At 53.2% G+C, this 13,695-nt stretch carries 11 protein-coding genes; 1 reads left to right on the top strand and 10 read right to left on the bottom strand.

Features of this window, described 5'->3' with window-relative positions:
- Positions 1-91 precede the first annotated feature (91 nt).
- From osmB to FOY93_RS12465, 3 genes are all read right to left on the bottom strand, one after another.
- Positions 92-310 (bottom strand): osmotically-inducible lipoprotein OsmB, encoded by a 219-nt coding sequence (gene osmB, locus FOY93_RS12475; RefSeq protein ID WP_008501216.1) that lies wholly within the window; start codon positions 308-310, stop codon positions 92-94.
- A 263-nt stretch (positions 311-573) separates the two neighbouring features.
- Positions 574-1,326 (bottom strand): DNA-binding transcriptional regulator YciT, encoded by a 753-nt coding sequence (gene yciT, locus FOY93_RS12470; protein ID WP_115875425.1) that lies wholly within the window; start codon positions 1,324-1,326, stop codon positions 574-576.
- A gap of 43 nt (positions 1,327-1,369) precedes the next feature.
- Positions 1,370-1,552, bottom strand: coding sequence for a YciZ family protein (locus FOY93_RS12465; RefSeq protein ID WP_111965955.1), 183 nt, complete (start codon positions 1,550-1,552; stop codon positions 1,370-1,372).
- A gap of 193 nt (positions 1,553-1,745) precedes the next feature.
- Here FOY93_RS12465 and FOY93_RS12460 point away from each other — a divergent pair, with 193 nt between their 5' ends.
- Complete coding sequence (locus tag FOY93_RS12460) at positions 1,746-2,615, top strand: crotonase/enoyl-CoA hydratase family protein (protein ID WP_115875424.1); 870 nt, start codon at positions 1,746-1,748, stop codon at positions 2,613-2,615.
- On the opposite strand, the gene pdeR is transcribed toward FOY93_RS12460, so the two are convergent.
- From pdeR to crrC, 7 genes are all read right to left on the bottom strand, one after another.
- Positions 2,612-4,603: a cyclic di-GMP phosphodiesterase gene (gene pdeR / locus FOY93_RS12455; RefSeq protein ID WP_111965957.1), complete on the bottom strand. Its 1,992-nt coding sequence runs from the start codon at positions 4,601-4,603 to the stop codon at positions 2,612-2,614. The two genes, FOY93_RS12460 and pdeR, sit on opposite strands and share 4 nt — an antisense overlap.
- A 322-nt stretch (positions 4,604-4,925) precedes the next feature.
- Positions 4,926-6,860, bottom strand: a complete 1,935-nt coding sequence (locus FOY93_RS12450) for an exoribonuclease II (RefSeq protein WP_143345206.1) — start codon at positions 6,858-6,860, stop codon at positions 4,926-4,928.
- Between the two features lie 88 nt (positions 6,861-6,948).
- Complete coding sequence (locus tag FOY93_RS12445) at positions 6,949-7,935, bottom strand: CMD domain-containing protein (RefSeq protein ID WP_133294568.1); 987 nt, start codon at positions 7,933-7,935, stop codon at positions 6,949-6,951.
- A 151-nt stretch (positions 7,936-8,086) separates the two neighbouring features.
- Positions 8,087-8,875 carry an enoyl-ACP reductase FabI gene (gene fabI, locus FOY93_RS12440; protein ID WP_003856831.1) on the bottom strand — a complete coding sequence of 263 codons (789 nt, stop codon included), beginning with the start codon at positions 8,873-8,875 and terminating at the stop codon, positions 8,087-8,089.
- Between the two features lie 270 nt (positions 8,876-9,145).
- Entirely contained in the window at positions 9,146-12,241 is a 3,096-nt protein-coding gene (locus FOY93_RS12435; protein WP_143345205.1) for a multidrug efflux RND transporter permease subunit, read from the bottom strand.
- A gap of 4 nt (positions 12,242-12,245) precedes the next feature.
- Entirely contained in the window at positions 12,246-13,157 is a 912-nt protein-coding gene (locus tag FOY93_RS12430) for an ABC transporter six-transmembrane domain-containing protein (protein WP_168708006.1), read from the bottom strand.
- 124 nt (positions 13,158-13,281) lie between these two features.
- A complete protein-coding gene (gene crrC, locus FOY93_RS12425; protein ID WP_168708005.1) occupies positions 13,282-13,668 on the bottom strand; it encodes a colistin resistant protein CrrC in 387 nt (128 codons plus the stop codon).
- Between the last annotated feature and the right edge of the window lie 27 nt (positions 13,669-13,695).

Below are 13,695 nucleotides of genomic sequence, written 5' to 3'. Positions count from 1 at the left end.
GGCAAATGCCGTGGCTCGTGTTATATACGTGCGTATGTCAGACCTGAAATGCGTTTAAATATCGCATTACCGGGGAAGGCTTGGATAATTATTATTTGCCAACCTGGTGACCGATAATACCACCGACAGCAGCGCCACCTAATGTACCCAGCGTACTACCATCCGTTAATACTGCACCACCGAGAGCACCGGCACCGGCACCAATAGCGGTGTTACGGTCGCGTTTAGACCAGTTAGAGCACGCGCTCAGGGACATTGCTACAGTGATTGCCAGAACAGCGGCGGCTAATTTTTTGCTGGTTAAGGTCATAATACTTTCTCCTGAATTATCGATTCACGGAAAGATGTACGCATTAAGTATAGACGAATCGAATACTTAATTCTTTTTCCCGTGAAAGCTGGTCGCGCAGGCGTTACTTCATCACGCAGGTGATAGTCACTTCCTGTTATATCGCTAACAGTAATTTTACGACTTTAATGCAGGTTAAACAGGTAAAAACTCTTAAAGCAGGGTTAAGAATCATCTCAGAGAAAGAAGGGCGTATGCGCCCGAAGTTCGGGCGCGGAGGGGAGTCAGGCGCTGGTTTTAATAATATTGACGATCAGACCACTGTCTTCCAGTTTATTACGGTGCGCGTCGCTCAACCGCTCGTCGGTAATCACACGGCTAAAGCGTGAAACGGGGCCCATCGTGTAAGGGTGAACGGCGCCAAATTTAGAGCTGTCTGTGAGCACAATGGCTTCACACTCTTTTTCCAGCACGGCATTCACCACGTCGGAGCGCATCATATCCCGGCCGGTAAAACCTGTCTCCGGCTGCCAGCCGTCAATCCCAATAAAGGCCTTGCTGAAATGAACCTGCTGGACGTACTGACGGGTCAGCGGGCCTACCATGCTTTCGCTTTTTTTCTGGTAAATTCCGCCGAGCAGTATCACCTCGCAGCGCGTCTCTTTGAGCAAATGCGCGATATAGCTGCTGACGGTGATGATGGTCACGTCTTTTTGATCGGCAAGCGTGCGCGCCAGAAGGGCATTACTGCTGCCGTTTTCAATAAAGACGGTCTCGCCGTTGTTCACCAGGGACGCGGCAAATTCAGCCAGTTCACGTTTGAGCGCGTAGTTGTTCATCATGCGCGTCTCAACGTCATCACTGTCCAGAGGGACAGCATATCCGTGCGCGCGACGCAGGTAGCTCTGTTTTTCCAGCAGATTAAGATCCTGACGGATGGTGACTTCAGAAACGCCAGTGGTTTTAGCGAGATCGACTACGCTTACGCGTCCCTGATCGATGACCATCTGCAAAATGAGTTGTTGTCGGGAATTCATAGCATCCATTTAATAAAGCGAAACGAGGTCGGAGACGGTGGGGTTAAACTTCCCACGGCGCTTTTGGCTGTCCGTTTTCAGGCGTATTGTCAGCGCCATTCTGAGCGAGAAGTTCAGACTTCAGGATCTCGAGATTACGGATAGCAGAGTGATAATCGCCTGCCACCAGGATATCCAGCACGGTATCAATTCGTTGTGCTACAGCTTGTGCGTCAATAGTCGACATAATCTCACTCCAGGCGCGAAAAGTTAATATTTTCAATGATGCAGAAATTAGGGTCAAAAGAGAAGGGAAAAAATGCAATAACTAAATTACATAAACGTAAGTGATAAATTTATTCCCCCTCATGTAGCAGGCTTAATGAGTGGATTAGTCTAAAACTGCGCGCAACGCGCTTTTTTATAAGAGGAATTAGACTATGACAGTTATCAATCAGCCTACCTGTACACTTTTTACCGACACTGAACGGTTCACGCAGCTGTCGGGTTATTACGAGGCGGAGCGTCACACCGTCTGGATGATGCTGCGGGCTCAGCCGCGACCTTGCTTTAACCATGCGTTAATTGAGGAGATCATGAACTTTTCATGGCTGGTTCGCCAGTCTGGCTTTGCGGTTGATTTTTGGGTAACCGGATCGCTGGTTCCGGAGATGTACAATGTGGGCGGTGACTTACAGTTCTTCGTCGAGTGCATTCAGAACGGACGTCGGGAAGCGTTGCGGGCGTACGCGCGCGCCTGCGTTGATTGCGTCCATGCGGCCTCACGAGGGTTTGATACGGGAGCCATCACTCTGGCAATGGTCGAGGGCAGTGCGTTAGGAGGTGGTTTTGAGGCCGCTCTGGCGCACCATTTCGTCCTGGCTCAGCGCGATGCCCGTTTAGGTTTCCCGGAGATAGCCTTCAACCTGTTTCCGGGTATGGGAGGATATTCCCTGGTTGCACGCCGTTCAGGCATGAAGCTGGCGGAGGAACTCATCTACAAAGGGGAATCCCATACGGCTGAATGGTACGAGCAGCACGGGCTGGTGGAAGTCCTGTTTGAACCCGGACAAAGCTATGTCTCCACCCGAACCTTCATCGATACGCTCCGGCCAAAACTGAACGGCGTAAGGGCGATGCTGCGCGCCCGTACCCGCGTTCTGCAATTGCCCCGCAGTGAACTGATGGACATCACGGAAGACTGGGTGGATGCTGCTTTCTGCCTGGAGCCGAAAGATATCGCCTACATGGAGCGCCTGGTCACGCTGCAAAACCGCCATCACGCGGCGGGTCTGCGTAAAGCCAGTTAACGTTGATTTCGCGCTTGATATCGTTTTAGCCACCGCTCGAATGCGGCAGCGGGCATCGGCTTAGCAAACAGAAAACCCTGCCGCTCGTTGACGCCGTTCTTGGTCAGAAAGGCGTCTTCTTTTGCATTTTCCACACCTTCGGCAATTACCTGCAGATTTAACGCCTGCGCCACGGCGACAATAGCGCGCACCAGTGACTGGGAAATAGACTGCTTATGAATGTCCCTGACAAAGGATTGATCGAGTTTAATGGCGTCGATAGGGAAGCGGGCGAGCTGCGAAAGAGAAGAGTAGCCGGTGCCAAAATCATCCAGATGAATTTGCGCCCCGAGTCTGCTGAACTGCTGGATCACGGAGAGCGCCAGCTCTTCGTTCTCGATAAGACAGCTTTCGGTCAACTCGACGTCGACCGGGCAGTATTCAAAATTCAGATCCTTCAGCGCCTGCTTTAAGTCGCTGAAGATAGTCTGGTCGGCCAGCTGTCGTGCAGAGACGTTCACCGCCACGCGCAGGTTAATTCCCTTATCGCGCCATTTTGCCACCTGGCGAACCACATCGAGCATCACCCAGCGCCCAAGCGGCACAATCAGCCCCGACTCCTCGGCATAAGAGATAAATTCCAGCGGCGGGATCAGACCGCGTTCTGGTGATTGCCAGCGGACCAGTGCTTCAAGACTTCTGACTTCCCCACGCCAGGTTATTTTGGGCTGATAGTGGATTAGAAGCTGATCGTTATCCAGTGCTTTACGCAGGTTGGTATCGAGCCAGAGATACTCAAATACGCGCTGGTTCATCTCGGGTGAGAAGACGCAGAACTTGCCCCGGCCGTTCTCTTTGGCGGTGTACATGGCGGTATCGGCGTTACGAATGACGCTTTCCCGGTCGCTACCATGCTGCGGGGCGAGGGCGATACCCAGAGAGCAGCCGGTATAAATCTCAATCAGACCGATTCGGAACGGCTGGCGCAGACGGGTTAAAATGCGCGACGCCATCGCCTCCAGAGAGCCCTGTGAGGTATTGGTGGCCATGACGATAAACTCATCACCGCCCAGTCGCGCCAGCACCTGTTCCTCATCCAGACAGCTCAAAATGGCGAGGGCGACAGCCTGTAACAGCTGATCGCCAAACATATGCCCGTAAGCGTCGTTGACCTTTTTAAAGTTATCCAGATCGAGATACACCACGCCTACCTGCGTGTCGCCGCGGTTGACGATGGCGTCAGAAATCAGATCGTGGATCGCATTGCGGTTTGGCAAGCCGGTGATGGTATCGGTATTGGCCAGCACGCGCAGCCGCTCCTGAGCGCGGCGTTCCTCGGTAATATCTGTCCCGGAACAGATAAGGAAAATTTCATTTTTACCGCTGCCGCTGTGAACGAATTTGTTTCTGAACAGAAACAGCCGCTGCCCTTTACGCGTTTTGATCCAGCGTTCGACTTCGTAGGAGCTGCCGTTGCGAAAAAAACCGGTAATATTGCGCTTTGAAGCGGCCGCTTCGCTGCGGCTCATAAACAGCTTAAACACGTTCTGGCCAATCACTTCTTGCTCTTTCAGGCCGGTATACTCTTCGCTAAGCCGGTTAAAACGCTGGATATTGCCGTGCCGATCGAGAATAACAATGACGGAGTTGGCCTCAGAGACAACCTGTTCCGCAAAAGAGAGCCCTTGAGCCAGATCGCGTGCCACGGAGGGCGTATCGTTCCAGGCGGAAGCGGTTCCGGCCCACTCGTTACGGGTAATTTTACGACCCACAAGATGCACCGGGACATCTTCTCCGTACAGGGAGAGCGACATGGAAATGCTGGAGGTAATAACGGTTAAATGACGGATGAGATCGGCCTGTTCATCGTCCAGCGCCACGACCTGAGTGACATCGGCATTTTCGCTGGTGGAAAGGTGCAGAGCGTTGCTGTCAGCTGATAAGCGCCACCACGGGCTGTGAGTCCCCATGTAGCGAAACAGCAAATTCTGCTCCAGATCGTCCATCATGTTTTCTCCCGCAGCTGTTCATTAGCGCACAAATTATTCATTTGTTGTCGACTTTTCCGTTGAGAAACAGCGGCAAAACCGAAGTGAACCTGTTGTTTTTCCCTGCTTTCTTATAATAAAACGAGTCAGGTTAAAAAGGATACTGAGCGTATAAAAATTCATGCAACCGAATATAACAACACTCTTTTACTGTAGATAATTATGGCGGTTTTAGGCGAAGGGATACTGAAAATAGTAAGGAAAAATAATGATTTTGTGGCGAGGATTAAAATAAAAATTGTCGGCCCTTCCGAAACGAAAAGACCGACAATGTAAGCGGTTATCAGGCGACAGGACGCGCGATAATACTGCGGGTTTCCATGCGAACTTCGGCGATATTAACGTCAATCACGTCGGTGACTTTGTAAACTGTTTCACCTTTAATTTGCACGGTACCGTTTTCCTGACTACAGACCATTTCGTCGCGAACCGCATGCAGGAATGGCGCAGGAATAAACGCGACAGCGCCGTTATCGACCAGACGGACGCGCATACCCCCGCGGCTGATATCGATGATCTCTGCGGCAAAATGGGTATCCGTACCTGCTTTATCCTGCAGGAAGCGTGCGTACAGCCAGTCCCCGACGTCACGTTCCGCCATGCGGTTCAGACGGCGACGATCGGCCATCTGCTGCGTGGTGTCCTCCTCAGGACGGGCAATGGTTTCACCTTTGATAATCGCTTTCAGCAGACGGTGGTTAACCATATCGCCATACTTACGGATCGGCGATGTCCAGGTGGCGTAAGCTTCAAGGCCAAGACCAAAGTGCGGCCCAGGCTCGGTGCTGATTTCAGCGAAGGACTGGAAGCGACGAATGCGGCTGTCCAGGAAACCTGACGGCTGCGCGTCCAGTTCGCGGCGAAGCTTGCAGAAGCCCGGCAGCGTGAGCACTTCTTCCGGATCAACGTGCACATCGTGATTCTTCAGCAGGGCCGCCAGCGCTTCGGTATTCGCCGGGTCAAACCCGGTGTGAACGTTGTAAATGCCAAAGCCCAGTTTGTCGCGCAGCACGCGTGCGGCACAGATGTTGGCGGAAATCATCGCCTCTTCAACGATGCGGTTTGCAATGCGTCGCGGTTCGGCCACGATGTCCAGCACTTCGCCTTTCTCGCCCAGAACAAAGCGATAATCCGGGCGGTCCTTGAACACCAGCGCGTGAGTTTTACGCCACTCGCCGCGGTTCAGGCAGATGCGATGCAGGAGACGGATCTGCGCGGCAATGGCGTCGGAATCAGGTTTCCAGCTACCGGTATTTTCCAGCCAGTCGGAGACGTTATCGTAGGCCAGCTTGGCTTTCGACTCGATAGTGGCGGCGAAGAACTCGATATCGTCTTCAATCGCGCCATCTGCGGCGATAGTCATGCGGCAGGCAAGGACCGGGCGCACTTCATTTGGACGCAGCGAGCAGAGATCGTCTGACAATTCGCGCGGCAGCATCGGAATATTGAAGCCCGGCAGGTAGTTGGTGAACGCACGGATTTTCGCCGCGTCATCCAGCTTGCTGCCCTCGGCAATCCATGCGGTGGGATCGGCAATGGCAACGGTCAGATGCAGTTTGCCGTCGGCGCTCTCTTCAGCGTACAGCGCGTCATCCATATCTTCTGTGCTCGCGCTGTCGATGGTGACAAACTCCAGCGCGGTGAGATCGCGACGGGTCAGACCCTCATCCTGCATCTCGGTCGCTACGCCGTTCGGCGCTTCTTTTTCAAGATTATGGCGTGCCAGCGTGACCCACCATGGCACGAAATGGTCGGCGCCAAAGGTGATGAACTGGGTCAGTTCAGCATAAAAACCGCGATCGCCTTTCAGAGGATGACGGCGCATTTCTGCTACGGCCCAGTCACCTTCTTTAAAATCATGCTCAACGCCACGGGCGGCGCGGCAGGGAATAGCATCTTTCAGCAGGGGATGATCCGGCACGATAGAAAGACGATCGTCTTTTCTCTGTACCTTACCCACAAAACGGGTCAGGAACGGTTCGATCAGTTCTTCCGGCTCGGCAGACTCGCGGTCCTTCTCGGTATGAATGACGGCCATGACGCGATCGCCATGCATCACTTTCTTCATCTGCGGAGGCGGAATGAAGTAGCTTTTCTGCGCGTCAACCTCAAGGAAGCCAAAGCCCTTTTCCGTGGCTTTTACGACCCCTTCTGCACGCGGCGTCTGGGAATGCAGTTGCTGTTTAAGCTGCGCTAGCAGCGGGTTGTCCTGAAACATAATGTTCTATTTTCGTAGCCATTGAGCGGCTGACAGTTTTACGCGATTCTCACTGTCTCAGCAAGCGGTCTTTGGGTAATGAGTGTGGTTATTCCTCTTTACCAAACGCGACTTTCAGACGATTAAGCCAGCCATCAAACGCACTCCGGGTAAGCAGCGTGATGGCTTGTTCGCCCGTGAGCCCTTGATCCGTGATCGGGGTAAACTGCGCGGCGCTGAAGCGGTCCGGAGAGCGTGTCAGCAGTTCGAGCGCCGCTGAAAGTTCGGTGGAAGTCAGTGGGATCTCTTCGCGAGTGTTTAACAGGATTTCGCCGGTCAGATCGAGCAGCGTCGGCTCATGACAAAGAACCGGCGTCAACGCCTCAAGCGCGGGTTCAGCCTGCCAGCGGGACAAGGACTCAAGCTGATGCGCATTCGCATAGCGCAGCTCAACGACAGGTAAAAGCGGCGTCCACGCATCGTGGCTAGCGGGGAGCGTGTGCGGCTGAATATGATGTCCCGGCAACCAGCGAACAGGATGTCCCAGCAGGGCCTGAAAAATTGCGACCACGCGCGCCTGAAAACCGATAAAGCCGATAATCTGGTTAATTACCACGATGTCGTACGTGGACAGGCCCACCTCGTCAAGCTGGTTGCGGGCTTTATCATCGATCACATCAGGAGAGCTGGAAAGCTGGCGGGCATACTGCGTAATTTGCGCCAGACGTCGGTTGCTTTCGCGCGAGGAGTCCGGGCCGGGAAGCGGAGCGAGGAGGGCGGCATAGTGGTTACAGAGCCGCTGAACGCCGCAGGCCTGTGCGACCGTTAGCGCGGTACTGAGCCGATCGTAGGCGCTGAGCGTATGCAGGCGGTTCACGGGAATCGAGAGCGGAAACAGCTGGTGGCATAAGGCTCTGGCAGGAGCAAGCCAGCCAGAACAGGCGGCGACAATCTCATCAGGCAAGGCTAAATCGAGCAAAAAACGATCGTCGACGTTAGCGGCTTCGGGCACCAGGGGCAGAACATCAGTCTGCGCGTGGTTTGACTGGGTCTCGTGATACCAGTGGCCTTTGCCGGAAAAACGGCGTTGTTCCATGTGCGTTCCTTGATCTCAAAATGGCGATCAATATCCTGGCGTAAGGCAGATAAAGGGAAAAATATTGTTAGGTGATAACAAATAGCAGAACGGAATAACGAAGGGAGGGGAGGGGGGAAACTCTCTTCCCGTGCGGGAAGAGAGCCACAGCTTATTTAATTTCCAGCTCGTTCATTGCAGCGATGTTGAAGCCGCCGTCAACGTGAACCACTTCGCCGGAGATACCCGCGGAAAGGTCAGAGCACAGGAATGCTGCAGAGTTACCCACATCTTCAATGGTAACGGTACGACGAATCGGGGTAACCGCTTCGCAGTGAGCCAGCATTTTACGGAAATCTTTAATACCGGAAGCCGCCAGGGTGCGGATAGGACCTGCAGAGATGGCGTTAACGCGCACGCCTTCAGGACCCATTGCGTTCGCCATGTAGCGTACGTTGGCTTCCAGAGAGGCTTTCGCCAGGCCCATAACGTTGTAGTTAGGGATAGCACGCTCAGCGCCCAGGTAGGACAGAGTCAGCAGGGCTGCGCCCGGGTTCAGCATCGCACGGCAGGATTTCGCCATCGCAACGAAGCTGTAGGAGCTGATGTCGTGAGCGATTTTAAAGCCATCACGGGTAACTGCGTTTACGTAGTCGCCGTCCAGCTGGTCGCCAGGAGCGAAGCCGATGGAGTGAACGAAACCGTCGAATTTCGGCCATGCTTTTGCCAGTTCAGCAAACATCCCGTCGATGCTTTCGTCTTGTGCAACGTCGCATTCCAGCACGATGCTGGAACCCAGCTGCGCGGCAAACTCTTCAACACGGCCTTTCAGCTTGTCGTTCTGATAGGTGAACGCCAGTTCAGCGCCTTCGCGATGCATTGCCTGTGCGATGCCGTATGCGATGGACAGTTTGCTGGCAACGCCAGTCACCAGAATGCGCTTACCGGAAAGAAAACCCATAGCTTTAATCCTTATATTCATTGCTAATTTTGCCTTGTAATTCATAGTGTTACAGGCAGTATTTCAAAATCATTCGAAATTAGCTCGAAATTATAGCCCACTCACAGCCCCTTGTGTCACGATATTTCTCGCTGTTCTCCGAAGACGCCTGCTCCGAAGAATGCGCCGCGGACTCGCGGGGGCTCAAAATTTCAGCATTCGTCCAGTATACCACCCGGCAACAGCTTCGCCTCATCCAACCAGCGAGGAAGCGCGATCCCGCAAGGGTATTCACGCTTTTCTGATGTTGTCGATGAAACGCACAATAACGATAAAGAAAACCGGTACGAAGAAGATTGCGAGAAGCGTGCCGCTAATCATGCCGCCAAAGACTCCGGTACCGATGGCATGCTGCGTACTGTCGCTCGCACCGCTGGCCAGCATCAACGGAACAACCCCCAGAGTGAAGGCTAACGATGTCATCAGAATGGGGCGCAGGCGCTGGCTGGCGGCATGAACGGTTGCCGCCAGCAGGGGCTGCCCCTGACTATGGAGCTGCCTGGCAAATTCGACAATCAGAATGGCGTTCTTGGCCGACAGGCCGATGAGCGTAATCAGGCCCACCTTGAAGAAAACGTCATTCGTCATGCCGGCGACAGACATCGCTACTACCGCGCCGATAAGACCCAGTGGAACGACCAGCATGACCGCGAATGGGATAGACCAGCTCTCATACAGCGCGGCGAGCACCATAAATACGACCAGTATCGACAGGACGATAAGGCCCGGAAGCTGAGATTCCGATTTTATCTCCTGTAGCGAACTCCCGGCCCACTCGCCAGCCATACCCTGAGGCAGGCTCCTGGATAAGCCTTCCATGACCTTCATTGCGGTGCCGCTGGACTCTCCCGACGCCGCATTGCCGGTAATGCGAATAGCAGAATATCCCTGATAACGCGTCAACTGCTGCGGCGCAACGTTCCAGGAAAGCGTGGCAAATGTAGATACCGGCACCATCTGACCCATCCGGTTTTTTACTGATAATTTCAGTATCTGCTCAGGCTGCATTCGGTAGGGCGCATCGGCCTGAATAATCACCTGTTGAACGCGGCCGCTGTTCGTATAGTCATTGACGTAATTTGAGCCCAGGGTGACGGAGAGCGTCTGGTTGATTTCATCAAATGAAACGCCCATCGCTTCTGCCTTTTCTCTGTCCACCTGTAGCGCAAGGCTTGTTCCTTCCGGAAGACCGTCTATATACACGTCACTCAGTTCAGGACGCTGATTGGCCTGCAGGACCAGCGCGTCGGCAGCGCGCTTTAACGCCTCGTAGCCCAGTCCCGCTCTGTCCTGCACGTACCAGGTGAAGCCCGACGAGGTGCCCATATCCGAAATGGCCGGCGGGAGCAGGCTCATCGTGACGGCATCAGAGACGTTCGCCATGCTGGCCTGTATATGGTCGGCTTCATCCTGGGCCGTCGAACCCTGCCGATATTTCCAGTCCTTCAGCGTGGTGAAGGCCATAGCCGAATTCGGTCCTGAACCTGAAAATCCAAACCCCAGGATCATAATGTTGCTTTCAATATCCGGCCGGGCCGCAATTTCCCCTTCAAATTTTTTAACCACGTGCAGGGTACGCTGCATGGTGGCATCAGAAGGCAGCTGGATTGAAGACATAAAATAGCCCTGATCTTCGTCCGGCAGAAAGGACGACGGTAAGGAAGACATCCCCAAAAACAGCGCAGCACATAGCGCAACGTACAGGAGCAGCATACGTCCGGTTCGCTTCAGAACGGCACCCAGCCCGGCTTCGTAACAGGCGGTAAGCGAGCGGAAGCGCGCGTTAAACCCGACCGCGAACCGTCCGCCTCCGCTCTTTCCTGCCTTATGCGGCTTGAGTAACGTTGCGCACAGGGCAGGCGTCAGCGTCAGGGCAAGAAACGCGGAAAGCAGTATAGAGACCGCCATGGAAATACAAAATTGTCGGTAGATAATCCCGACGGATCCTTCAGCAAACCCCATGGGGATAAACACGGCAGTGAGCACCAGCGTGATCCCGATAATCGCCGGGGTGATTTCCTGCATGGCTTGCCGCGTAGCATCACGCGGGGAAAGGCTTTTTTCCTCCATCAGTCGTTCAACGTTTTCTACAACCACAATGGCATCATCAACAATAATCCCTATCGCCAGCACCATGCCGAACATCGTCAGAATATTGATGGAGTATCCGCTCAGTAGCATTACCGTGAAGGTGCCAAGAAGTGCAACGGGGGCAACAATCGCCGGGATAAGCGTGCAGCGTATCTTGTGCAGAAACAGCAGCATAACCAGGAAGACGAGGACCATCGCTTCCAGAAATGTCTGAACAACCTTCATGATAGAAAGTTTCACAAACGGGGCGGTATCGAAGGGAACCGTAAATGCCATACCTTCGGGTAACACCTGGGAAAGTTCGTCGATGCGCGCGCGTACGCCTGAAGCCGTACTCATTGCGTTGGCGCCAGGCGAGAGCTGGATAGCCGCTGCCGTTGCAGGAACCCCATTTTCGCGGATACCGAAAGCGTAGCTTTGCAGGCCAGATTCAATGCGTGCAATGTCGGACAATTTCAGACGGGAGCCGGATGCGTCAGACTTCAGAGTAATATTCCTGAACGCCTCTACCGAGGAGAGTTGTCCCTTCACCGTGATGGGATACGTTACCCCTTGTCCTTCAGATGCTGGCTCATCTCCCGTTTTGCCGGGCGAAACGAGGGCATTCTGCTGGCCAACAGCGGTAAGCACATCGCTCACCGAAAGGCCGTAGGTGTGGAGCTTCATCGGATCCAACCAGATTCGTAGCGCTTTTTCGCCGCCAAACAGCTGAACTTTCCCTACGCCGGGCACGCGACGAAGCTCTTCACTGACGTTTCGGGCAAAATAGTCGCTTAAGTCGGCTTCCTCAAATTGACCTGTCGTGGACTTAAGCCCCACCATCATCAGAAACCCCGAATTAGCGGCCTCGACGTTAATACCGTTTTGTCTTACCGCCTGAGGGAGACGAGGCTCGACAATCTTAATCTGATTCTGCAGGTCCATCTGCGCCAGCTTGATGTCCGTACCCGGTTTAAACGTGACGGTAATTGATGCCGAACCGGTTGTGTCGCTGGATGATTCGAAATAGAGCAAATTATCGACTCCAGAGATTTCGCGCTCGATTAACGATACCACCGACGTATTCATGATATCGGGGCTCGCCCCCGGGTAACTGACGGAAATAATGATCCCCGGCGGTGCCACCGCCGGATACTGCGCAACAGGCAAACGGGGAATAGACAGGAGTCCTGTCAGCACGATAAACAGCGCCACTACCCAGGCGAAAACGGGGCGTTCAATAAAAAAATGAGGCATTAAATTAACGTCCAGTTACGTGAATTTCTTCATCAGTGGATACGCGTTTACCGATATCCCTGAGCTGCGAAAATTTCTCAAGAAGCTGCGGCGCGTCATCGAGGCTCGTCGCGAACATCCACATGTAGGTCATCACGGAATAAATATGTCCGGCGGTGATGCCGGTTGAGCGCGTCATCCAGACGATGGTCAGCGTAAAAAGCGCGGCAACAAGTACGCCAACCCACAAATATCCCCACGCCTCGCGGTCAGATAACGCGATACGTAAACGCGCAAGCGTGGAGTAATGTCGGTGAAGAGTGGCCGTTCCCGCCTTATGAACATAATCCACTTCTTTTTCCAGACGATTATTCAGGCGCATGAATAGCCATTCATTTTTACGGGCATATCCGGAGACAAATCCGAGCAGGACAAATACAATCGCAAAGCACATGACGCCGGCCCAAAATTCAATAAACAGCAACATGATTGCGGCGCCAAACAGTGAACTCAGCGACGTAATCAGCAGGGGAAGGTGCATTTCAAAGAAATCCACGTACTCACGCGAGAGCGTTACCCTGGCGGCGATTGCCGAATGGTTTAGCTGATACTTGCGCTGTGCCATAACGACGGATACCGCGAGGCCGGCATAAATGCGTGCAAACGTGCGGGTATCGACGCTTCGTCTGGCCGCGCCGATGAACCACATACAAAGCACCATCAGGCCATATAGCGCGGCGTTAAGCGTCTTCCCTGCGAGGATGGCATTTATCGCGATGCCTGCCAGAACGGGGTAAAGTAGAAACGTTACGTTTTCAGCCACCACCAGGAAGAAGGTGACAACCAGTTTTTTCCGGTGCCGGATCGCAAGTTTTTTAAGCGAGTGCATCACTCCGGCAGGCTCAGAAGGACTAAGATTATTATTACGGTTCATCATTATGGGCAAATCGTGTCAGACTTTTTTAGTGAATTATTTTTGTGCAAAATAGTGTGATGGAGAGCCTACCGCGCGCCTGTTTAGCGGAAATGTGCGGTTTGTGGAGGATGTGTGGAGCGGTGGCTCAAATCATTCTCATAATGAGGTACAGCGGGGCTCCACCAAAAAAAATGATTAAATAACACTCGTAGTAAAAGACCAGATCCTCGATGTCGGGCATTGTGTTTAACAACACGGTGAACGTAATAATTAGATAAAGAAAAATTACTATTAGCCAGAAGGCGATGACAAGCAGCTCAGTCAACGCACCGGCTTTATTTTGGATTATCAGAGAGACAACCGACAATGCTATACAGCCATAGATGATGGGTGACGAGGGTAGCGTCGAGGCGACTTTCTCATCCATTCTGTGTACCAGCACCAGCCAGGTATAAAGTAATCCCCACGACAGCAGCAGAAACAGGGAGTATCTGCCCAGTTTTTTCGGGGAGAAATATTTTGAAAGTTCCATGTTCATTATTTCAGCCAACTTCATAAA

It is taken from the genome of Enterobacter sp. 18A13 (genome assembly GCF_007035975.1).
Lineage (GTDB): Bacteria > Pseudomonadota > Gammaproteobacteria > Enterobacterales > Enterobacteriaceae > Enterobacter > Enterobacter vonholyi.
This window is presented reverse-complemented; position numbering and strand designations above follow the sequence as displayed.